A 20,766-nucleotide genomic window follows, 5' to 3' on the forward strand; every position below is an offset into this window, starting at 1 on the left:
CGTTCCCCCGTCCCTTCAGGAGCAAGACGTGGCCCTGACTCCCTTCCGGCGGCGCGCCCTGACCGCCGTCGCCGCCGTCGCCGCGACCCTCGCCGCGGCGGTGCCCTTCTCGCCCGCGCCGGCCGCCGCCGAACTCCGCGACGGCGTGCGCTTCTACACCCCCCGACCCGACCACGGGGCGGTGGCCCAGATCGCCCGGCTCACCGCCACCGGGCACTACCGGCAGGCCGCCGCGCTGGCCGCCATGATCCGTACGCCCCAGGCGGTCTGGGTCACCGGCGGCTCCGCCGCCCAGGTCACCCGGACGGTCAACGCCGAGGTGCGCCGGGCGGCCGCCCGGAAGACCGTGCCGGTGCTCGTGGCGTACAACATCCCGTTCCGCGACTGCGCGCAGTACTCCGCCGGCGGCGCCACCTCGGTGGCCGAGTACGAGGAGTGGATCGACGGCCTCGCCCGGGGCATCGGCCGGCACGAGGTGGCCGTCATGCTGGAGCCGGACGGCCTCGGCATCATCCCCTGGTACACCACGATCAACGGCACCCAGGACTGGTGCCAGCCGGCCGAGGCGGACCCGGCGACGGCCGCCGCCGACCGGTTCGCCATGCTCAACTACGCCGTCGACAAGCTCGGCGCGCTGCCCCGCACCAGCGTCTACCTCGACGGCACGCACAGCGCCTGGCTCGGCGTCGGCGACGCCGCCGACCGGCTGGTCAAGGCCGGTGTCGACCGGGCCGACGGCTTCTTCCTCAATGTCTCCAACTACGAGACGACCGAGCGGCAGCTCAAGTACGGCAACTGGATCTCCAAGTGCGTCCACTACGGCACGGCGGGACCCGAGTGGGCGCGCGGCCACTTCGAGTGGTGCGCCAGCCAGTACTCCCCGGCCGACCCGGCCGACTTCAGCACCTGGGTCCGCACCGACGCCTGGTACGCGGAGAACGTCGGCGACGTGCCGGCCGGCCAACTCGCCCACTTCGTGGTCGACACGAGCCGCAACGGGCAGGGGCCGTGGACCCCGCCGGCCGGGGTGACCTGGCCGGACCCGCAGACCTGGTGCAACCCGCCGGACCGGGGGCTGGGCCTGCGGCCCACCACCGCCACCGGTGACCCGCTCGCGGACGCGTTCCTCTGGGTGAAGACGCCCGGCCAGTCCGACGGGCAGTGCGACCGGGGCACCGGCACCGGACGGGACCCGGCGCGCGGCGGCATGGCCGACCCGGCGGCCGGCGCCTGGTTCCCCGAGCAGGCCCTCGAACTGGTGCGGTACGCCAACCCGCCGCTGCGCTGAACCGACCCGGGCCGGGGCGGCCGATCGCCCCGGCCCGGATCCTGCTCAGCGCAGGGCCCACCCGGTGGCCCGGCCGTTGCGGGTCCGGGTGATCCGGCGCACCGGCCAGCGGCCGTTGCCGCCGGGCCGGTTGGCCCAGAACGGCGAGAGCCGCCACATCGGGTGGGTGGTGGTGTCGCCGGGTCCCGCGAAGGCATCCCGGTCGGCGTACCCGTGCCGCCGGAACAGGTCCCGGTCGGTCTCGGTGAACACCTCCGCGTACGTGGGCAGGCTCAGCGTGTCCATCCACCGCTGCGCTCCGACGAGCACCGCGGCGGCCCGGCGGGCGGCCGCCGGGCCCGGCGCGGCCAGCAACGCGAGATGGTTGTGCGCCTCGGCCGGCCGGCGGGCGGCGAGCGCCTCGTCGAGCCGCAGGAAGCGCTCCTCGTCCGGGCCGGCGGCCGCGGCCAGGCGGTCGGCGTACCGGTTCGGCGACGGGATCGGCCGGTACCGGTGGAACCAGACGGTCGCCGCCGTGCCGTCCCGGAGCAGGAACGCGTCGCCGAACAGCATCGCGTGTTCGGCCCAGATCCGGGCCACGGCGGCCAGGACGGCGGTGCGGCGGTGCGTGTCGGGGACGAGCCACGCGGCGAGCGCGGTCGGGGAGAGGGCCTCGGCGACGAGATCGGCGATGCGGCCGATGTCGCACCACCGGGCCCGGACGACGGGTGTGGCTGTGCTCATGAAGTCTCCTGGTCACCAGGGTGATCGCGTCAGTGGGAGGGCGCCGGGAGCGGTCGTCGTCCGGCGCCGGCCGTGAGCGGCCGTGCAGCGTGTCGCGGGGAGGTAGCCGGTGCGGTGGGCGGTGGCGGCCGCCACCGCGGGCCGGTCAGGCGGGCCGGGTGCCCGGGCGGGGCGAGCGCGAGGCGGGCGGCGGGCGGTCGGCCGGGCCGCTGCGGTGAGCGACCAGGGTCGGCGGGGTCCACGGGGTCGCGCCCGCGACTGCCGCCTCACCGTGGCCGCTGCCCGGCGACCCGGCCGCACCGCCGCTCGGCGGGGCCGGCCTGGCCGGGACCGGGTCCACGTCCGAGCGGGACGGACGCGGCGCGGAGGACTCCCCGGAGCCGGCCTGACCCGCACGCGCGGTACCGGCGGCGTCCGACGGGCCGTTCCTGCCGGCCGGGCCCGCCTCCGCGGCCGTGTCGGGGCTCGTGGCAGGCGCCCGAACCCCCGGCGTGTTCCCGGGCCCGGCCGGGGCCGGCCGATCGGTGGGGCCGGCGGGTGGCGGCGATGGGTTGGGCGGGGTGGTGGGCGGCACGGTGTCGGGTGGCGGCGGTGTCACCGGAGCGGTGGGCGGGTCCAGCAGGTCGGTCACCGGGGCCAGTGGCGTCAGCACCGGGTCCAGCGGCCGGCGCACCGGCTCCAGGACCTGCCACACCGGGGAGAGGATCGGGGCGAGCGGCCTGGTGACCGGGGCGAGCGCGCCGGCCACCGGGGCGAGCACGCCGTCGCGCAGCGGGCCGGTGACCGGTCGCAGCGTGCCGGTGACGGGCGCGAGCACCGCGTCCCGCAGCGGGTCGGTGGCCGGTCGCAGCGCCCCGGTCAGCGGGTCGAGCACCCGCGCGCGGACCGGGTCGAGGGCCGCGTCGAGCCCGCCGCCGCCGGCTCGCCGCTCCGACCCGGTCGGGGCGCGCCCCGGGTCCGCCGGTCGCCGCACGTCGTCGTGGGCCCCCGGAGCAGCACGCCGGGCGTCCGGGGCGGACCGCCGAACGTCGTGGCGGGCGTCCGGGGCGGACCGCCGACCGTCGTGGCGGGCGTCCGGGGCGGACCCCCGGTCGGCCGGTCGGCGGCCGCCGTCGCGGACCGGTCCGGGACGGGTGGCGGGGGCGGCGTCGCGGCCCTCCGGCGGGGCGGTGACCCCCCGGCCCGGCGGTGCCCCGGCACGGTCGTCCGGGACGGGTCGCTCGTGCGGTGCGGGCGGCGGCGCGGCCGGAGTGTCGGTGGCGGGAGGTCTCACCACGTCGAGGACCGGGTTCAGCGTGTCGGTGAGCAGGTCGACGACGGCGGTCAGCGGGGCGGCGGGCGGGCGTTCGGCGGCGTGCGCGGCGGCGCCCGTGGCGGCCTCGTGCGCGCCCCAGACCGCCGCGACCCCGCCGAGCAGCAGGCCGACGCGCAGCACCACCAGCGTCAGCCGTCCGCCGCGTCGAGTCATCCCGGGCATCCCTCCGACCGCCGGGCAGCGCCGCCGATCAACGCCCGTACTGTACCGAACGAGGTCGGTCGATCACAGCATGCTGCTGATCGGAATCGGGCGCGTCGCCGGGGCCGGCAGGCGTGGGAGAACCGGCGGCGGGGTACGAACGGTGGCCATGAGCACGAGCACCGCCGACCGCCCCGCCACCGGCACCGGCGCGCCGCCGGCCGGCGTCGTCGCCGTCGTCGCCCATCGGAAGAAGACCTTCGGCGGCGGCCTCGACGAGCTGCGCGCCGGCCTGGTCGCCGCCGGGGTGGGGCGGCTCCTCTGGTACGAGGTGCCCAAGAGCCGCAAGGCGCCGAAGAAGGTCCGCAAGGCGCTCGACAAGGGCGCCGAGCTGATCCTGGTCTGGGGCGGCGACGGCATGGTGCAGCGGTGCGCCGACACCCTCGCCGGATCGGACGTGCCCATGGGCATCCTGCCCGCCGGCACCGCCAACCTCTTCGCCACCAACCTCGGCATCCCCGCCGACCTGCCCCAGGCGCTCCGTACCGCCCTGCACGGCCGGCGGCGCGAGCTGGACCTGGGCCGCCTCAACGGGGAGCACTTCGCGGTGATGGCCGGCGCCGGGTTCGACGGCGACCTGATCCGCGACGCCGACCGCAAGCTCAAGGGCAGGTTCGGCCGGGTCGCGTACGTCTGGACCGGGCTGCGGCACGTCCGCGGCGAGTGCGTCCGGACGAGGATCACGGTCGACGGCGCCGACTGGTTCGACGGCGAGGCGAGCTGCGTGCTGTTCGGCAACGTCGGCACGATCACCGGCGGCATCCCCGCCTTCGACGACGCCCGGCCCGACGACGGCGCGCTGGAGATCGGCGTCTCCACGGCCAGCGGCGCGGTGGACTGGGCCCGCACGCTGGGCCGGATGGCCGCGGGCCGGTCCGACGAGTCCCCGTTCGTGCGGATCACCCGCGGGCGGAAGGTGCGCGTCCGGTTCGCCGAGCCGAAGACGTACGAGCTGGACGGGGGCGCGCGGGGCACCGCGAAGCGGCTGAAGGTCAGGGTGGTGCCGGGAGCGCTGACGGTCTGCTGCCCCGATCCGCCGGCCTGACCCCGCCCCGCGTCGCCGCGACCCCCAGCGGGCAGGATGCGGGCATGGACGACGACGTGCGCCGCTACCTCGACGAGCTGGTCGGGCAGGCGCGGGCCGTGCTCGGCGCCGACCTGGTCGGCGCGTACGCGGCCGGCTCGGTGGGGCTGGGCGTCTACCAGCCGGGGCGCAGCGACGTGGACGTGGCCCTCGTGGTCGCCCGGCCGGTCGACGGGCCGGCGAAGCGGGCGCTGGTGGACCGGCTGCGGCACGAGGCGCTGCCCTGCCCGGCGCGGGGGCTGGAGCTGGTGGTCTACCGGCGGGACGTGGCCTCCTCCGGCACCCCCGAGCCGGGCTTCGAGGTCGAGCTGAACACCGGCGCCACCATGCCGTTCCGGGCCACCTACGACCCGGCCGACCGGCCCGCCGCCGACGGCCGGTTCTGGTACGCGCTGGACCGCAGCATTCTGCGCCAGTCGGGGCTGGCCCTGCTCGGCCCGCCCGCCGCCGAGGTCTTCGCCGACCCGGCGCCGGCGGAGCTGCGGCGGCTGCTGGTCGAGGCCCTGCGCTGGTGGCTGGCACTGCCCACGCCGCCCGGGGACGCCCCCGCCCCCGGCGCCGAGGACGCGGTGCTCGGCGCCTGCCGCGCGCTGGTCCGCTGCCGCGACGGCGTCTGGCTGGGCAAGGTGGACGCCGGGCGGCGGCTCGAAGCCGGCGACCCGGATGCCGGGCTGATCCGCCGGTCGATCGCGGCCCGCCGGGGCGGCCCCCCGCCGGCCGGACCCGAGGCCCGCGCCTTCCAGCAACGGGTGCTGGACCGGATCGCCGGAACGCATTGACGCACGTCGTGGCCCTACTGTAAGCAAGGCGCACTGAACGCCGGGGCGCCAGGACCGCCGTTGGCATCTCCGACCGAACTCGACTATCCGCCGGCGTTTCGGGCACAGTGTCCCGGGTGGGCGACGTACGGGATGGAACGGTGGCCGCGCCGGTGCGGGTGGCGGTGGTCGTCGAGTCGGGTCTGCTGCGGACGGTCGTGGTCGCGGTCCTCGCCGACACGCCGGACTTCGAGGTGGTGGGGGAGACCGAGCCGGACCGGAGCGTGCCGGCGCTGCTCGCCGCCTGCCGTCCGGACCTGCTGCTGGTGGACCTCGACGCGGTGGATGACCCCGGCGCCGTCGCCGGACCGCCCGGTGCCGACGGGTGCGCGGTCGTCGTGCTGACCGCTCGGCGCACCGCTCGGGCGCTGCGCCGCGCTCTCGGCGCCCGGGTCCGGGGGGTGGTGGCCACGGACGTGCCGCCGGAGGAACTGGTCGAGCTGTTGCGGGCGGTCGCCCGCGGGCAGCGGATGATCGACCCGCTGACCGCGCTCGCCGCCCTGGACGCCGCGGTGAACCCGCTCAGCGAACGGGAGCGGGAGGTGGCCGCGGCGGCGGCGGAGGGTTTGCGGACCGGGGAGATCGCGAAGCGGCTGCACCTGGCCCCGGGCACCGTGCGAAACCACGTGTCGAGCCTGTTGCGCAAGACCGGGGCGCGCAGCCGCTGGGAGGCAGTCCAGCGGGCCCGGGACGCGTGCTGGATCTGACGACACGCGGATCACGGGTGTTGCACAACGGTCACCTTCGATTAAATTCCTGACGGTGCGTCACCAGGCGCGCACATGTTGTCAGGAATCGGGGGGGCATGTCCGGGGTCGCCATGGTCCGTACGCTGCTCGCGCTCAGGGGTGGGTTGATCCGAGGGGCCCTCGCCCACCTGCTGGCGGCCGAGGGCGACATCGACATCGTCGGCGAGGCGGCCACGGCGCACGCGCTGCGTGACGCGCTGGCGGGTGACCGGCCGGACGTGGCCGTCGTCGACGCCGACCTCGTACCGCTGCACCAGCTCGCCCGGATCGCCGCGGCCGGGCCCGACGGCGGGGGTCGGCTGCTGGTCCTGGTCGAACAGCGCCGCGCCGCCCGGGTCCGCCCGGTGCTCGCCGAGCACGGGCGGCGGATCGGCTTCCTGAGCCGGGACGTGCCGCCGCAGCGGATCGCCGAGGGCGTACGGCTGCTCGCCCGCGGTGAGGTGGTGCTCGATCCGGACCTGGTGGTCGCGGCGCTGGAGGTCGCCGACAGCCCGCTGACGCGCCGCGAGCGGGAGGTGCTCGACGTGGCGGCCGAGGGACATCCGGTCCGGGACATCGCCGAGAAGCTGACCGTCTCGGCGGGGACGGTGCGCAACCACCTGTCCCGGATCATGGCGAAGACCGGCGCGCGGACCCGGTTGGAAGCGGTGCGGATCGCCCGGGAGTCGGGCTGGATCTGACCGGCTCCGCCCCGCCCTCCCAGTAGCCCACCAGCTCCCGGTAGGCGGGCGAACGGGCCAGCAGACCCTGGTGGTCGTCGAGCAGCGCGTGGTGGCCGTCGAGCAGCAGCACCCGGCGGGCGCGCAGCGCCGAACTGACCCGGTGGGCCACCACCACGAGCGTGCCGGCCCGCTCGGCGAACGCGGTCTCCAGCCGCGCCTCGGCGGCCGGGTCGAGGTGGCAGGTGGCCTCGTCGAGGATGACCAGGGGGGCGGGCGAGAGCCAGGCACGCAGCAGGGCCAGTTGCTGACGCTCCCCGGCGGACAGGCCGGCCGGGCGCAGCGTCGCGTCCAGGCCGCCGAGGCGGTCCACCAGCCCGGACAGGCCCAGCCGATCCGCCGCCCGGACGATCGCCGGGTCCGCCAGGTCGGGCCGCAGGTAGCGGAGGTTGTCCCGGACGCTGCCGGTGAAGACGTAGGCCTCCTGCGGGATCAGCACCCGTCGCCGCGCCAGCTCGGCGGCCGTCGCCCCGGCAACCGGCGTCCCGCCCACCTCGACCGTGCCGGACTGCGGACGCAGCACCCCGGCGATCAACGCGGCCAGGGTGGACTTGCCGATCCCGCTGGCGCCCACCACCACCAGGTGGTCGCCGTCGGGCACGTCGAGGTTGAAGCCGTCGAGCACCGGGTCGGCGTGCGGTCCGTACCGGAACGTCACGCCGCGCAGGGACAGCGCCGGCGGGCCGGGTCGCGCGGGCCACGCCGGGCCGGCGGACGTAGCCTCCGCGGATACCGGGACGCCGGTGCGCAGCAACCGGTCCAGGGTGACGGTGAACCGCAGGCCTCCGGCGGCCACTCCCTGGACGAGGGTGTGCAGGGCGGGTTGCACCCCGCGGACGACGTAGACCAGGGCGCCCAGCACCGCGCCCGGCCCGAGGCCCTGCCGGACCAGCCAGGGGGTGGCGAGCACGACCATCGGCACCGGCAGCCAGCCGCCGACGGCCAGGCTCAGGCCACGGGTGACGGCCATGCCGGCCAGCCGCCTCTCCACCCGCGCCTGCGCGTCGACGTGCCCGCCCAGCCACCGGGTGACCTGGTCCCGCGCGCCGCTGGCCGAGACGTCGCGGTGGCCGGCGATCGCCGTGACCGCGACCCGGGTGAGGCGTTCGTCGGCGAGCACGTACTCCCGCTGGCGGGCGATCATCGCGGGTACGGCCGCCGCGAACAGGACGAGCCCGGCCAGCACCGGCACGGTGACGAGCAGGGCGACCGGGGCGGCGAGGGAGCACAACCCGACGATCGCGGCGCAGGCGGCGAAGAGGAAGCCGCGGACCACCGTCAGCAGGCCGGCCCAGGTGTCCCGGACGATCTCCACCTGATGGGTCAGGCGGCCCACCGCCGCGTCGTCCACCCGGCCGTCGTTCGCACCGGCCAGCGCGCCGGCCACCACCCGGCGCAGCAGGTCGTCCCGGAACGGCTCGACCACGTCACCGAGGCACGCGTACGCCCGGTTGGTGCCCACGGCGCCGACGAGCACGGCGGCCGCGAGCAGCGCCAGCCAGAGCAGCCCGACCACCGGGCGGCCGGCCAGGAAACCGGCGTCCACGGCCCGCGCGGTCAGCAGCCCGGCCAGCGCCGCCGGCAGCGCCTCGGCCACCGACCAGGCGGCCAGCCGGGCGAGCGCGGTCCGCCGCGCCCGCAGCGCGGCCCGGGTCACCGCACCGACCGTGGTCACGACCGGAACACCGCCCGGTAGTCGGGGTCGTCCCACAGCACGGCGTGCGGACCGACCGCTCGGATCCGTCCGCCCGCCACCCAGGCCACCAGGTCGGCCCGGGCAGCGGTGCCGACCCGGTGGCTCACCACGATCCGGGTACGCCGGTCCGTCCGGTCGGTCAGCGCCCGGCTCACCCGGTACTCGGTCACCGTGTCCAGGCTGGACGTGGCGTCGTCGAGGATGAGCAGCCGCTCTGCCCGCAGCGCGCGGGCGAGGCCGAGTCGTTGGCGTTCCCCGCCCGACATGGCGACCTCGGCCAACGGCGTGCCGTACCGGTCGGGCAGCCGCTCGACGAAGTCGTCGATGGCGGCGGCCCGGGCCAGCGGCACCGGGTCGGCTCCGCACCCGACCGCGGCGCCCACCGTCTCGCCGACCAGCACGGGCCGTTCGAACCCGTAGCCGACCGCCGCGTGCAACGCCGCCGCCGACAGGTCGGGCAGCGGCACGCCGTCCAGCCGCACCTCCCCGGCGTCGGGGTCGCGCAGCCGGCCGGCGACGGCCGCGAGCAGCGACTTGCCGGCGCCGGACGGGCCGACGACGGCGAGCAGTGCGCCGCCCGGCACCCGCAGGTCCACCCCGTCGAGCAGCGGCCGGCCGTCGTCGGCCCGCACGCCGACCCCGCGAAGTTCCAGGTGGCCGGGGCCGGGCGGTACGGTCCGGTCGCCGTACCGGCGGGCCGGTTCGGTGAGCACCTCGGCGGCGCGACGACAACCGGCGCGTACCCGGACGGCCTTGTTGAGGGCGCTGACCACGGTGCCCAGGCCGGCGCCGAGCGCGGCGTACTGGAGGGCGGCCAGCAGGTCGCCCGGCGTCAGCCGCCCGGCGGCCAGGGACAGCCCGCCCACGGCGACGACCGCCAGTTGCAGCATGGGGCTGAGCACCGCACCCCGGGTCGCCGCCCCGGCCAGTACGGTCCACGTCCGGGTGCCGTGCCGCCGCAGCTCGGCCACCGGCGCCAGGACCCGCTCGACCTCCCGCCCGGTGGTGCCGGCGGCGGCGATGGTGCGCGCTCCGGTCAGCGCCTCCACCAGCAGCCCGGCGAGGTGCCCCTGGGCCCGCTGGTAACCGGCGACCGCGGCGGACGCGTCAGCGACGAACCCGCGCAGCAGCACGCCCAGCAGCACCAGCCCGACGACGAACGTCGCGCCGAGCCACGGATCGATCATGGTGAGGGCCACCAGGCTGCCCACCGGTGGCAGCAGCACGGTGCCGGCCAGCACGACGGTCGGGGCGGCCTGCCCGGCGTCGGCCACCTGGCCCACCAGGCGACCGACCAGGTCACCCACCGGGTGACGGGCCGCGGTCCGGGGATCGAGGGCGAGGAGGTGCCGGATCAGGGTGTGGCGCAGGCCGGCGACTGAACGCGCGCTCGCCGCGCCGATGCCGTAGTCCCGCACGACGCCCGCGCCGACCAGCAGGGCGACGAGGCCACCCACCGCGGCGAGCCAGCGGCCGGCGGGCTCCCCGGCGGTGGCGCCGACGGCGGCGTCGACCGCCCGCCCCAGCGCCGCGGGCAGCGCCAGCTCGGCCGCCGCCCCGGCCACGGTGACCAGGGCCAGCACCGGGGTCCACCAGCCGGCGGACCCGACGGCGCGCCACAGGAGCCGGTCGGCCGGGGTCATGGCACCTCCACGGGCGCGGCCCCGGACCGGCGTGAGCCGGCCCGGGGCCAGGCGAACTGATCGTCAGTGACAGGTGGTGACGCTCAGCGAGCTGTCGCCGCAGAGCAGCAGGCTGGCCTGGCTGCCACCGCCGGTACGCTCGGCGGCCGGCAGTTCCATCCCCTGGAGGTCGAGCAGTGCCATGACAGTCCTCTTTCTCTCGTGATGATGCTGGTCGGATCTCGTGGCGCGGCCATCGCTGTCGATGGCCACCGGGTCACTTGCAGGTGGTGACGCTCAGCGAGCTGTCGCCGCAGAGCAGCAGGCTGGCCTGGCTGCCACCGCCGGTACGCTCGGCGGCCGGCAGCTCCATCCCCTGGAGGTCGAGCAGGGCCATGTCGTTCACCTCCTTCCGTACGCGTCGGGTCGGACCGCCCCGGGGTGACCCCCGGGGAGCTGGGTGGGCCGGTCAGTCACCGGCCGGTGGGGTCGGCCCGGCGGGTGTGGCGCCGGGCAGGGGCGTGAGGAACGGCAGGCCGGGACTCGCCGGCCGGGTAGCCGCGAGGGCGCTCAGCACGCCGGCGGTGCCGGTGGCCAGGTCCATGGAGAGCCGCAACAACTGGTCGCCGGGAAAGGCGGTCGCCCCCCGGTACGGCAGGGCGTGCCAGCTCAGCAGCCGGGCCTGCCGGCGAGCGGGTTCCCGCTCGCCTCGCTCGGCCAGGTAGGTCACGATCCCGGCGCGGCCGGCGAACAGCCCGGACTGGGCGTAGAACGGGAAGTCGGCGCAGCGGCGGATCCGCGTGGCGGCGGTGCGCAACGTCTCGTCGCTGCGGTGGCGCAGGTACTGGTCGAGCACCAGGCCGATGCCCACGCTGCCCTCGGCGAGGTAGGGCATGGTCCGCCAGCCCTCGTTGACCTCCAGGTGGCCGGCGTCGCGCCGGACGCACCGGCGCAGGTCCTGGCGCAGCGCGGTCGCGGCGTGGTCGAGCAGGCTCCGGTCGTGGTCCAGCTCGTACATCCGCAGCAGCATCAGCGCCACGCCGGCGCCGCCCCGGAACAGCCCCGCGTACGGGTGGCGGCCACCGCTGACCTCGGCGACCGATTCGACGTCGCCGAGCCGGCCGACGACCAGGTCGACGGCCCGCCGGGCCGCGTCGGCGTACCGCCGGTCGCCGGTGAGCCCGGCGAAGTGGGCCAGGTTGAGCGCGACACCGGACAGGCCGCTCATCAGGTCGTCGCCGAGTTCGGTCCACGGCTCGTCGAGGCAGCGCTCCAGCAGCCGCAGCGCCTCGGCGCGGTGCCCGAGCAGGTCCAGCACGTACGCGACGCCGTGCAGCCCGTCGTAGAAGCCGAGCCGGCTGCCCGACGCCGGTTCCCGTACCCGGTCGATCAGCCACCGCTCGTGGTCGGGATCGGTGCCGGCGCCACCGGCGTGCAGCGCCCAGAGCACCCCGGCCGCGCCGTGGGCCAGGTTCAGCCCGCCGTCGGCCCCGGCGAACTGCCGGATGTCGCCGGGGAAGAGGCGGTCGTCGCGGTGCGGGGTGGCGCTCGCGGTGATCGCGGCGGCGAGCCGGTCCCGCAGTGCCGGCCAGTCGTCCGGGTCGATCAGCGACGCGTCCGGGTGGCCGGGCGTGTGGCGGGTCCCGGTCTCACCGAGGATCACGGCGACCGCCTCGTCGAGCAGGCCCCGGGGGACGGGGAACTGTTCCGCCACCACGTCGGCCAGGTGGGCCACCTTCTCCGGCGCCAGCCGGAGCATCGCGGTCAGCGGCAGGAAGAGGGCCAGCCGCAGGCAGGCCAGGGCGTACCGGTCGACGTCGAAGCCGGTCCGGTCACGGGGCGCGGCGAAGGCCTGGTTGCGCAGGGCCGGCCGGGTGGCCGCCGCGGCGGGGGTCGCGACCTCGAAGTCGACGAGCGTGACGGACCCGTCGTCGCCGACCATGATGTTGAACATGTGCAGGTCGCCGTAGACCACGCCATGGGCGTGGATGGCGTCCACCGCCTCGGCGACCTGCCGGTGGAGGTCGAGGGCCCACCGCGTGTACGCCTCCCGGTCGGCGTCGAGGTGGACCAGCGGATAGCGCTCCACCACCAGCTGGTTCAGCGGGCGGCCCGCGACGAACGTCAGCGCCAGGAACTCGTGCCCGCCGAAGCTGAACTCGTCGTGCACCCGCACCAGGTGCGGCACCCCGGCGAGCCGGCGCAGCGTCTCGGCCTCCCGGCGGAGGCGGGTCACCGCGTCCGCGCCGGTGGCGTCCAGCCCGGCGTGCGGGCGGGCCTCCTTGAGCACCACCCGGTCCCCGGTGCGGGTGTCCCGGGCCTCGTAGAGACCGCCGCCGTTGGAGAAGTGGATGACCTTCTCGATCCGGTAGGGCAGGTCGGTGGTGGTGGCCGCGTTCCGGGCGGCCAGGTGCGGGGCGAGGAAGTCGGGCAGGGTGACCCAGTCGGGCACGTGGAAGACCGGGTCGCGCCGGTCGGGCACCAGGGTGCCGGTGGCGTCCTCGACGGCCGGCACCACCTGGCCCTCCGGGGAGAGGCAGTACCGGGCGGCGAAACCGCCGTAGCGCAGGTACACCGGGCCGTCGCCGTAGCGCAGGTCGCTCAGGATGTACGGCCCGGTCTCGCCGTCGAGCAGCGCGGCCAGCTCCTTGGCGGTCAGCTCCAGTTCCGCGTTGTCCCGGGGGTAGACCGTGATGAACTTGCCGCTGGCGGCGCGGCGGGCGTACTTGCTGTTGCGCATGAGCAGCATCCGCGGGCCGCGCAGGTGCTTGAACGGGATGCCGCGGGGCTCGCAGTAGTCCATCACCCGGGCCAGCACCCGCTCGGCGTTGTCCAGCCGGGCCGACACGTGGATCTTCCACCCCTGCGGCGGGAGGGAACCGTCGACCGGACCGTGCACCAGCCAGTCGTCCTTGACCTCGCACTCCCAGCCGGGCGCCGGCGGGCGGTCCGCCAGATAGCCGGGGGCTTCGACATCGGAACTGGCGAGCGAGTCGTAGAACAGCGGGTCGACCGCGCAGTACGAGTCGTACCGTTCGTCCATGTCGTCTGCCTCCACCGGCTGATCGGGTGAGGTCAATCCTGCGGACGGCGGAGGTGGAAGCAAAGTGTGATGAGTCATGACCGGCGCGTGATTTTCACACCCCGAATTCGTGACAACGGCGGAGTTTGAAATCGCGAATGCCGCGTCAGCGGTGCGACGTACCCCCGGTCGGACGCGCGAAGACCCGCACCGGCGCGCGGCCGGTGCGGGTCTTCCGGGGCCGGCCGGTGGCCGGCGGGTGGGCTCAGTAGACGGTCACGCCGTAGGCGCTCGCCGCCTCGGTGACCGGCTGGTAGAAGGTGGTCCCGCCGGAGCGGCAGTCACCGCTGCCGCCGGAGGTGATGCCGCCGGTTGCGTCGGCGTCCATGCCGTGTCGAGGGGGTCGGCTCGGGGTGTGACCTCGACGAACGCGGTAGCGGAGAGTATCCACCTGGGTCGATGGTGGAACAAGGGGTCGGCGGTGCGTCGTCGGTGCTGACTAGGGTGGCGCGGGGGAGGTGCGGCGAGCATGGCGGAGTTGAGCGGCGAGGCGCGGGCCGGACTGGAGGCGGTGGTGCCCGGCGGGGTGACCACCCGCGCGGCGGACCGGCTCCGGCTGGCCCATGACGCGTCGCACTACCTGCTGCACCCGAGCGCGGTGGTCACCCCGGCCGACGCCGACCAGGTCGCCGCCCTGCTCCGGCACAGCCGCCGCACCGGCACGCCGCTGACGTTCCGCTCCGGCGGCACCAGTCTCAGCGGCCAGGCCGTCACCGACCGGCTGCTCGTCGACACCCGGCGGCACTTCCGCGACCTCGACGTCCTCGACGACGGCCGGCGGGTGCGGGTGCAGCCCGGCGTGGTGCTGCGGCAGGTCAACGCCCGGCTCGCCCCCTACGGCCGCAAGCTCGGCCCGGACCCGGCCAGCGAGTCCGCCTGCACGGTCGGTGGCGTGGTCGCCAACAACTCCAGCGGGATGACCTGCGGCACCGAGTTCAACACCTACCGGACGCTGGAGTCGCTGCTGCTGGTGCTGCCCAGCGGCACCGTGCTCGACACCGGCGCCCCGGACGCCGACGCCCGGCTGCGCGCCGCCGAGCCGGACCTGCACGCCGGCCTGCTGCGACTGCGCGACCGGGTCCGCGGCAACCCCGACTCGGTGCGCCGGGTCCGCGCCCAGTACGCCATGAAGAACACCATGGGGTACGGGGTGAACGCCTTCCTCGACCACGACGACCCCGCCGACCTGCTCACCCGGCTGGTGGTGGGCAGCGAGGGCACCCTCGCCTTCGTGGCGGCGGCGACCTTCCGCACCGTACCCGTGCACCGGCACGCCGCGACCGGCCTGCTGGTCTTCGACACCCTGGCCGCGGCGATGGCCGCCATGCCGGCGCTGGTGGCCGCCGGACCGGCGGCGATCGAGCTGCTCGACGCGGCCGCCCTGCGGGTCGCCCAGCGGGACCCGCGGGCGGACGCCGCGCTGCGCGGCCTGGCCGTCCGCGACCACGCGGCGCTGCTGGTCGAGTGGCAGGAGTCCGACCCGGAGGCGCTGGCCGAGCGCGTCGCCGCCGCCCGGCCGGTGCTGGCCGACCTGCCGCTGACCACCCCGGCCCGGCTCAGCGGCGAGGCCGCCGCCCGCGCCGCGCTCTGGCACATCCGCAAGGGCTTGTACGCGGCGGTGGCCGGCGCCCGCCCGTCCGGCACGACCGCGCTGCTGGAGGACATCGCCGTCCCGGTCGGGGCCCTCGCCGGCACGTGCGCCGCGCTCGCCGATCTCTTCGACCGGCACCGGTACGAGGAGAGCGTCATCTTCGGCCACGCCAAGGACGGCAACCTGCACTTCATGCTCAACGAGCGGTTCGCCGGCGGCGCGGCCCCGGAGCGCTACGCCGACTTCACCGAGGAGATGGTCGACCTGGTGCTCGGCCACGGCGGCACGCTCAAGGCCGAGCACGGCACCGGCCGGGTGATGGCCCCCTACGTGCGCCGCCAGTTCGGCGACGAGCTGTACGCGGTGATGCGCGAGGTCAAGACGCTCTGCGACCCGGACGGCGTGCTCAACCCGGGCGTGCTGCTCAGCGACGACCCCGAGATCCACATGCGGCACCTGAAGACCGTGCCGACCGTGGAGGAGGAGGTGGACCGCTGCGTCGAGTGCGGCTACTGCGAGCCGGTCTGCCCGAGCCGCGACCTCACCACCACGCCCCGGCAGCGGATCGTGCTGCGCCGGGAGATCGCCGCCGCCCGCGCCGCGGGCGACCCGGCCCTGGCCGAGGAGCTGGAGCGCGCCTACGACTACGACGCGGTGGACACCTGCGCCGTGGACGGCATGTGCGCCACGGCCTGCCCGGTCCTCATCAACACCGGCGACCTGGTGAAGCGGCTGCGGGCCGACCGCAACGGCGGGGCCGCGCAGGCCGGCTGGCGGGGTGCCGCGCGCCGCTGGGGCGCCACCACCCGGGGCATGGCCCGCGGGCTGGACCTGGCCGGCGCGCTGCCGCCCGCGCTGCCCGAGGCGGCCACCCGGGCCGCCCGCGCGGTCCTCGGCGCCGAACGGGTCCCGCAGTGGCAACGGGACCTGCCCCGGGGCGGCCGGCCGCGGCGCCCCCGGCCGGTCGGCGAGCCGGACGCCGTCTTCGTCCCGTCCTGCCTCGGCACCCTGTTCGCGCCGGCCGAGGGCGGCTCCGGCGTGGCCGGCGCCCTGCTCACCCTGGCCGACCGGGCCGGCGTGCGCCTCCTCGTCCCCGAGGGGATCGGGAGCATGTGCTGCGGCACGCCGTGGTCGTCCAAGGGCCTCACGGCCGGCTACCGTGCCGTGCGTGACCGGGTGCCGCCGGCGCTGCGGGCGGCCAGCCGCGACGGCGCGCTGCCGGTGGTCAGTGACGCGGCCTCCTGCACGGAGGGCTTCACGAAGCTGCTTGCCGACGCCGGTGACCTGCGGGTGGTCGACGCCGTCGGGTACGCGGCCACCGACCTGCTGCCCCGGCTCACCGTGCGCCGCCGGCTCGGCTCCCTGGCGCTGCACCCGACCTGCTCGTCCACCCGGCTCGGGCTTGACGACGCGCTGCTCGCGGTGGCCTCGGCGATCGCCGACGAGGTGGTGGTCCCGGAGGGCTGGCAGTGCTGCGGCTTCGCCGGGGACCGCGGGCTGCTGCACCCGGAGCTGACCGCGTCGGCCACCCGCGCCGAGGCCGCCGCCGTCGCCGCCCGCTCCTTCGACGGGTACGCCTCGGTGAACCGCACCTGCGAGATCGGCCTGGCCCGGGCCACCGGGCAGCCGTACCGCCACCTGCTCGAACTGTTGGCCGACGCGACGGCCTGACCGGGGCGGGTAGCATCCCGCGACGTGCTGCGTAGTTGGTGGATGGCCGGCCTGATGCTGGTGGTCGGGGTGTTCGTCGCGGTCGGCGCGGAGACCCGGGTGCTGGCCGTCGTCGAGTTCCTGGTCTTCACGGCGCTGGCGGTGCTCTTCTCGCCGCTGGCGTTCCCACGGTCGCTGTCCGCCGCCGAGGCGCGGGAGCGCAGCGCGCGCGACGGCCGGCCGATCGTCTACTGGCGGCCCGGGTGCCGCTACTGCCTGCGCCTGCGGTTGCGGCTCGGCCGCCGGGCCGGGCGGGCCCACTGGGTGAACATCTGGCGCGACCCCGACGGGGCGGCGGCGGTCCGGGCGGTCACCGGCGGCGACGAGACGGTCCCGACCGTCGTGCTGCCCGGCGAGGCCGTGGTGAACCCGGAGCCGGCCTGGCTGCGCGACCGCCTGCGCTCCTGACGGAACCCGAGATCGACGCAAGCTCGCGGGAGGCGGCGGCTTCCGGGCGGCCGGGACACCCCCACCTCGCCCAGCTGGTGTCGATCTCGTCCTAGGGGGTGGGGGGTGTGGCGCGCGATGTCCGGGCAGACTGGGGACGTGGACGGGTTGCGGGAACTGCTCGGGGTGGACGTGCCGGTGGTGGCCGCGCCGATGGCCGGTGGGCCGACCACCCCCGGGCTGGCGACGGCGGTGGGCGCGGCCGGGGCGTTCGCGTTCCTGGCCGCCGGCTACAAGACGCCGGAGGCGGTGGCGGCGGAGATCGCGGAGGTGCGCGCCGTCGGCCGGCCGTTCGGGGTGAACGTCTTCGTCCCCACGCCGGTGCCCGTCGAGGAGGCGGAGTTCCGCCGCTACGCCACCCGGATCGCGGCCGAGGGCACGCCGTACGGCCTCGACCTGGCCGGCGCGGCCCGCACCGAGGACGACGACCACTGGACGGCGAAACTCGACCTGCTGCTCGCCGACCCGGTGCCGGTGGTCAGCTTCACGTTCGGCACGCCTCCGGCGCCGGTGATCCGGGACCTGCGGCGGGCCGGCAGCCGGGTGCTCGTCACGGTGACCGACCCGGCGGAGGCGGCGGCCGCAGCCGACCTCGGGGTGGACGGGCTGGTCGCCCAGAGCGGCGCCGCGGGCGGGCACCTGGGCACCTTCACCCCGGACACCCCGCCGCCGCTCCGCCCGCTGCCCGAACTGGTCGCGCTGGTCGCCGGCCGCTCCGGGTTGCCCGTGCTGGGCGCGGGCGGGATCGGCGGGCCCGGCGACGTCCGGGCCGCCCTCGCCGCCGGCGCCGTCGGCGTGCTGGTCGGCACGCTGCTGCTGCGGGCCGACGAGGCCGGCGCGGGCCGGACCCACCGGGACGCGCTGGCCGACCCGGCGCGGGACCGGACGGTGGTCACCCGCGCCTTCACCGGCCGGCCGGCGCGCGGCCTGCGCAACGACTTCATCGACCGGCACGAGGCGGCCGCCCCGCTCGGCTACCCCGCGCTGCACCACCTGACCCGGCCGCTGCGCGTCGCCGCCGCCCGAGCCGGGGACGCCGACCGCCTGCACCTGTGGGCGGGCACCGGCTGGCGCGCCGCCCGGGACGCCCCCGCCGCCGACATCCTCACGACCCTGACCCACTCCCTCTGACACCGCCGCCGCGGCGAGGCCCCGAGATCAACACCAGCTCGCGGGAGGTGGCGGTGTCCTGGCCCTGCGGAGACCGCCACCTCGCCGACCTGGTGTCGATCTCGCCGCGTCCCCGGCCCGCAGGCGGCCACGCTGCCGATCCCCGGCGAAGCGGGGTGGGACCCGTCTACGGTGCGAGTGGAGAGAGGACCGGCAGAACAGGGGGTGGGCGGACGTCCAGCTCGGGGTGCCGTGGGTGCAGCCGGAGGACGTGACGCCGCTCGTGGTGTTCCTCGCCTCGGACGGCGCCCGGATGGTCAGCGGCACCTCCTTCGCCGCTACGGCCGGCGGCAGCGCCCACGTGACCGCTGACCGGCCGGCGCGGGCCGGGAGCCGCCCGAGGAGCGGCTCCCGACCCTCGGGCGGTCAGCCGGCGACCGAGGCCAGGTAGCGCTCGGCCGCGTCCGGGGTCAGGAACCAGTCCCGGAAGTCGTTCGGGTCGCCGAACCCGTTGGCGAACCGGCGGGCCACCACCGGGTTGCCGGCGGCCGCCCCGAGCACCTGCTGCACGTGCGGCGGCAACGGTTGCAGCATCGCGTTCGTCCAGCCGGTGACGGCCTCGCCGGTCCCGGCCCAGAAACGCTCGAAGGTCAGCGTCATCCAGTCCCGGTCGAACGGCCGGTCGCCGTGCTCCAGGATCGACCCCAGGTACGCGTACGCGCACTTGGCGGCGGTGTTGCTGCCCTGGCCGGTGATCGGGTCGTTGGCCACCACCACGTCGGCCATGCCCAGCACCAGCCCGCCCGAGGGCAGCTCCGCCACCGGGTGGCGCACGGTGGGCGTGTACCGCCCGGACAGGGTGGCCCGCCCGTCGGTCAGCTCCACCTCGGCGCACCGCTCGTAGATCCACGGCGTGTAGCGGTGGGTCAGGTCGAGGGTGAGCTTCAGGTGTTCGGCCGGGTCGCGGCGTTCGGTCCACAGGTCCAGCGGCCCACCGGGCACCGCCTCCCAGAACAGGATCTCGCAGGGTCCGGAGTGGGTCAGGGCGGGGATGACGAACAGCTCGCCCAGCCCGGGCACGGCGTTGAAGCTGACGTGCGGCACCGGCAGCAGCGGGTCGGGGGTCATCCCGTGCACGTACGCCACGGCGAGCCCGCGCTGCGGCGCGTCGTAGACCGAGCGGGTCGGGTCGCGGTCGAACACGCCGACCAGGTCGCCCTTGCCGGCGGCCACCACGGTGAGGTCGTAGCGGCCGAGCCGGGCCAGGCCGTCCAGGTCGCTGGTGGTCACCGTCTGGTAGAGCACCGTCCCGCCGCGCTGCTCGAACAGCCCCAGCCAGTCGGCCATCTTGATCCGCTGGTCGGTGCTCTGCGCCGGCTCGTCGAGCGGGCCGACGATGCGCAGGGCCCGCTCGCCGGGCGGCGCGGAGAGCGAGACGTGCAGGCCCTCGATCCGGGGCGCCCGGTCCTGCCACAGGTTCAGCCCGTAGCGGCGTTCGGTGGCGAGCGCGGGGCCGAACATGGCCTGGGTGCTCATCACCCAGCCCCGGCGGATCTCGTCGGGCGTGCGGGCGGACATCACCGTGACGTCGTACCCCTCGGCCTGCAGGCTCAGGGCGAGCTGGAGCCCGGACTGTCCGGCCCCGACGATCAGGATTCTGCGCATGGTTCCTCCAGGGGTTGAGCTACCGCGCCGCGAGCGCGCCCGCGGTGGGCCGGGGGGTGCGGGACATGGCGTGTTCCACGACTGTGAGCAGTGCCCGCGCCACCGACGACGGGTCGCGGGCGTCGCAGGCGGTCAGGGGTACGTGGGCCGGCAGCGCGAGCGCGGCGCGGACGTCGTCGAGCGGGTGGTGCAGCACCCCGTCGAAGAGGTTCACGCAGACCACGAAGGGCATGTCGCTGTCCTGCTCGAAGTAGTTGACCGCCGGGAACGAGGCGGCCAGGTCCCGGGTGTCGGCGAGCACCATCGCGCCGACCGCGCCCCGGCACAGGTCGTCCCACATGGGCCAGAACCGGGGCTGGCCGGGCGTGCCGAACAGGTAGAGCACCAGGTCGGGGCCGATGGTCAGCCGGCCGAAGTCCATGGCCACGGTGGTGGTCGTCTTGTCGATGCCCGGGTCCAGCCGGTCGACGGTCTCGCTGGCCGCCGTCATCCACGCCTCGGTGTTGATCGGCGGGATCTCCGAGATGGACGCGACGCAGGTGGTCTTGCCGACCCCGAAGCCGCCGGCGATGACGATCTTCGCCGAGGTCAGCAGTGGGCTGTCAGGCAAGTTTGCGGAGGCCATCGCGCAGTCTCTCCAGGAGGCGGAAGTCGACGTTCTCGTGGTCGCTGTGGACGAGCAGCCGGTCGGTGGCGGCCAGGTCGTCGACGACGACCCGGGTGACCCCCAGGGAGATGCCGCACACCGCGGACAGTTCGGCCACCGAGCGGGCGGCCCGGCGGGCCTGCTCGTACAGCGAGCGGGCCTCGGGCAGCAGCCCGGCGGCGAACACGGCGTCGTAGTGGGGCACCGACACCAGGGTGTGCACCAGCAGCGGCTGCCGGGTGCGGGTGCGGCCGGCGGTCAGCACGTACGGCCGGACCTTCCAGTACCTCATCTGCATGG

18 protein-coding genes and 1 pseudogene are annotated in these 20,766 nt (G+C 76.1%); 8 read left to right on the plus strand and 11 right to left on the minus strand.

Going from position 1 to position 20,766, the window contains the following annotated elements; genetic code table 11:
* The first annotated feature begins 100 nt into the window (after positions 1–100).
* Complete coding sequence (locus tag ABZS80_RS10505) at positions 101–1,288, plus strand: glycoside hydrolase family 6 protein (RefSeq protein ID WP_355055732.1); 1,188 nt, start codon at positions 101–103, stop codon at positions 1,286–1,288.
* 45 nt (positions 1,289–1,333) lie between these two features.
* On the opposite strand, the gene ABZS80_RS10510 is transcribed toward ABZS80_RS10505, so the two are convergent.
* On the minus strand, positions 1,334–2,011 hold the full coding sequence (locus tag ABZS80_RS10510) for a hypothetical protein (protein ID WP_355055473.1): 678 nt from the start codon (positions 2,009–2,011) through the stop codon (positions 1,334–1,336).
* A gap of 145 nt (positions 2,012–2,156) precedes the next feature.
* Positions 2,157–3,479 carry a hypothetical protein gene (locus ABZS80_RS10515; protein ID WP_355055474.1) on the minus strand — a complete coding sequence of 441 codons (1,323 nt, stop codon included), beginning with the start codon at positions 3,477–3,479 and terminating at the stop codon, positions 2,157–2,159.
* Positions 3,480–3,636: 157 nt separating this feature from the next.
* Here ABZS80_RS10515 and ABZS80_RS10520 point away from each other — a divergent pair, with 157 nt between their 5' ends.
* The 4 genes from ABZS80_RS10520 to ABZS80_RS10535 all read left to right on the plus strand — a co-directional run bounded on the left by ABZS80_RS10520 (position 3,637) and on the right by ABZS80_RS10535 (position 6,858).
* Entirely contained in the window at positions 3,637–4,572 is a 936-nt protein-coding gene (locus ABZS80_RS10520; protein ID WP_355055475.1) for a diacylglycerol kinase family protein, read from the plus strand.
* A gap of 44 nt (positions 4,573–4,616) precedes the next feature.
* Complete coding sequence (locus ABZS80_RS10525; RefSeq protein WP_355055476.1) at positions 4,617–5,390, plus strand: nucleotidyltransferase domain-containing protein; 774 nt, start codon at positions 4,617–4,619, stop codon at positions 5,388–5,390.
* Positions 5,391–5,506: 116 nt separating this feature from the next.
* Positions 5,507–6,136 carry a response regulator transcription factor gene (locus ABZS80_RS10530; protein WP_355055477.1) on the plus strand — a complete coding sequence of 210 codons (630 nt, stop codon included), beginning with the start codon at positions 5,507–5,509 and terminating at the stop codon, positions 6,134–6,136.
* A 98-nt stretch (positions 6,137–6,234) separates the two neighbouring features.
* Positions 6,235–6,858, plus strand: coding sequence for a response regulator transcription factor (locus ABZS80_RS10535; protein WP_355055478.1), 624 nt, complete (start codon positions 6,235–6,237; stop codon positions 6,856–6,858).
* Here the strand turns inward: ABZS80_RS10535 and ABZS80_RS10540 are convergent.
* The 6 genes and pseudogenes from ABZS80_RS10540 to ABZS80_RS10565 form a co-directional block, all read right to left on the minus strand.
* Positions 6,788–8,572 (minus strand): ABC transporter ATP-binding protein, encoded by a 1,785-nt coding sequence (locus ABZS80_RS10540; RefSeq protein WP_355055479.1) that lies wholly within the window; start codon positions 8,570–8,572, stop codon positions 6,788–6,790. The two genes, ABZS80_RS10535 and ABZS80_RS10540, sit on opposite strands and share 71 nt — an antisense overlap.
* Positions 8,569–10,236 carry an ABC transporter ATP-binding protein gene (locus ABZS80_RS10545; RefSeq protein ID WP_355055480.1) on the minus strand — a complete coding sequence of 556 codons (1,668 nt, stop codon included), beginning with the start codon at positions 10,234–10,236 and terminating at the stop codon, positions 8,569–8,571. Before ABZS80_RS10545 ends, ABZS80_RS10540 begins: the two co-directional genes overlap by 4 nt.
* 63 nt (positions 10,237–10,299) lie before the next feature.
* A complete protein-coding gene (locus ABZS80_RS10550) occupies positions 10,300–10,419 on the minus strand; it encodes a SapB/AmfS family lanthipeptide (RefSeq protein ID WP_091302793.1) in 120 nt (39 codons plus the stop codon).
* Between the two features lie 73 nt (positions 10,420–10,492).
* Complete coding sequence (locus tag ABZS80_RS10555) at positions 10,493–10,612, minus strand: SapB/AmfS family lanthipeptide (RefSeq protein WP_088974649.1); 120 nt, start codon at positions 10,610–10,612, stop codon at positions 10,493–10,495.
* Positions 10,613–10,684: 72 nt separating this feature from the next.
* The gene (lanKC, locus tag ABZS80_RS10560) at positions 10,685–13,258 is read right to left on the minus strand and encodes a class III lanthionine synthetase LanKC (protein ID WP_355055481.1); all 2,574 of its coding nucleotides are present in this window, start codon (positions 13,256–13,258) and stop codon (positions 10,685–10,687) included.
* A gap of 244 nt (positions 13,259–13,502) precedes the next feature.
* Positions 13,503–13,604: pseudogene (locus ABZS80_RS10565) on the minus strand (serine protease); the annotation flags it as partial.
* A 162-nt stretch (positions 13,605–13,766) separates the two neighbouring features.
* Here ABZS80_RS10565 and ABZS80_RS10570 point away from each other — a divergent pair.
* The 3 genes from ABZS80_RS10570 to ABZS80_RS10580 all read left to right on the plus strand — a co-directional run bounded on the left by ABZS80_RS10570 (position 13,767) and on the right by ABZS80_RS10580 (position 18,176).
* Entirely contained in the window at positions 13,767–16,559 is a 2,793-nt protein-coding gene (locus ABZS80_RS10570; protein WP_355055482.1) for an FAD-binding and (Fe-S)-binding domain-containing protein, read from the plus strand.
* 24 nt (positions 16,560–16,583) lie between these two features.
* Positions 16,584–17,006 carry a glutaredoxin domain-containing protein gene (locus ABZS80_RS10575; RefSeq protein ID WP_355055483.1) on the plus strand — a complete coding sequence of 141 codons (423 nt, stop codon included), beginning with the start codon at positions 16,584–16,586 and terminating at the stop codon, positions 17,004–17,006.
* A 117-nt stretch (positions 17,007–17,123) separates the two neighbouring features.
* Complete coding sequence (locus tag ABZS80_RS10580) at positions 17,124–18,176, plus strand: nitronate monooxygenase (protein WP_355055484.1); 1,053 nt, start codon at positions 17,124–17,126, stop codon at positions 18,174–18,176.
* A gap of 405 nt (positions 18,177–18,581) precedes the next feature.
* Here the strand turns inward: ABZS80_RS10580 and ABZS80_RS10585 are convergent, their stop codons facing one another.
* From ABZS80_RS10585 to ABZS80_RS10595, 3 genes are read right to left on the minus strand one after another with little or no spacing between them, the layout of a single operon-like run.
* Positions 18,582–19,820 (minus strand): styrene monooxygenase/indole monooxygenase family protein, encoded by a 1,239-nt coding sequence (locus ABZS80_RS10585; RefSeq protein ID WP_355055485.1) that lies wholly within the window; start codon positions 19,818–19,820, stop codon positions 18,582–18,584.
* A gap of 19 nt (positions 19,821–19,839) precedes the next feature.
* Entirely contained in the window at positions 19,840–20,445 is a 606-nt protein-coding gene (locus tag ABZS80_RS10590; protein ID WP_192579912.1) for an ATP/GTP-binding protein, read from the minus strand.
* Complete coding sequence (locus tag ABZS80_RS10595) at positions 20,423–20,764, minus strand: DUF742 domain-containing protein (protein ID WP_355055486.1); 342 nt, start codon at positions 20,762–20,764, stop codon at positions 20,423–20,425. Before ABZS80_RS10595 ends, ABZS80_RS10590 begins: the two co-directional genes overlap by 23 nt.
* Between the last annotated feature and the right edge of the window lie 2 nt (positions 20,765–20,766).

Origin of the sequence: Micromonospora sp. NPDC005305 (assembly GCF_040607315.1) — a bacterium.
Classification (GTDB): domain Bacteria; phylum Actinomycetota; class Actinomycetes; order Mycobacteriales; family Micromonosporaceae; genus Micromonospora.

Coding starts and splice junctions, on each gene's coding strand:
- lanKC (WP_355055481.1), bottom strand. CDS start 13,258: ATGGACGAACGGTACGACTCGTACTGCGCGGTCGACCCGCTGTTCTAC.
- ABZS80_RS10520 (WP_355055475.1), top strand. CDS start 3,637: ATGAGCACGAGCACCGCCGACCGCCCCGCCACCGGCACCGGCGCGCCG.
- ABZS80_RS10515 (WP_355055474.1), bottom strand. CDS start 3,479: ATGACTCGACGCGGCGGACGGCTGACGCTGGTGGTGCTGCGCGTCGGC.
- ABZS80_RS10555 (WP_088974649.1), bottom strand. CDS start 10,612: ATGGCCCTGCTCGACCTCCAGGGGATGGAGCTGCCGGCCGCCGAGCGT.
- ABZS80_RS10550 (WP_091302793.1), bottom strand. CDS start 10,419: ATGGCACTGCTCGACCTCCAGGGGATGGAACTGCCGGCCGCCGAGCGT.
- ABZS80_RS10535 (WP_355055478.1), top strand. CDS start 6,235: ATGTCCGGGGTCGCCATGGTCCGTACGCTGCTCGCGCTCAGGGGTGGG.
- ABZS80_RS10595 (WP_355055486.1), bottom strand. CDS start 20,764: ATGCAGATGAGGTACTGGAAGGTCCGGCCGTACGTGCTGACCGCCGGC.
- ABZS80_RS10510 (WP_355055473.1), bottom strand. CDS start 2,011: ATGAGCACAGCCACACCCGTCGTCCGGGCCCGGTGGTGCGACATCGGC.
- ABZS80_RS10585 (WP_355055485.1), bottom strand. CDS start 19,820: ATGCGCAGAATCCTGATCGTCGGGGCCGGACAGTCCGGGCTCCAGCTC.
- ABZS80_RS10545 (WP_355055480.1), bottom strand. CDS start 10,236: ATGACCCCGGCCGACCGGCTCCTGTGGCGCGCCGTCGGGTCCGCCGGC.
- ABZS80_RS10570 (WP_355055482.1), top strand. CDS start 13,767: ATGGCGGAGTTGAGCGGCGAGGCGCGGGCCGGACTGGAGGCGGTGGTG.
- ABZS80_RS10525 (WP_355055476.1), top strand. CDS start 4,617: ATGGACGACGACGTGCGCCGCTACCTCGACGAGCTGGTCGGGCAGGCG.
- ABZS80_RS10590 (WP_192579912.1), bottom strand. CDS start 20,445: ATGGCCTCCGCAAACTTGCCTGACAGCCCACTGCTGACCTCGGCGAAG.
- ABZS80_RS10580 (WP_355055484.1), top strand. CDS start 17,124: ATGTCCGGGCAGACTGGGGACGTGGACGGGTTGCGGGAACTGCTCGGG.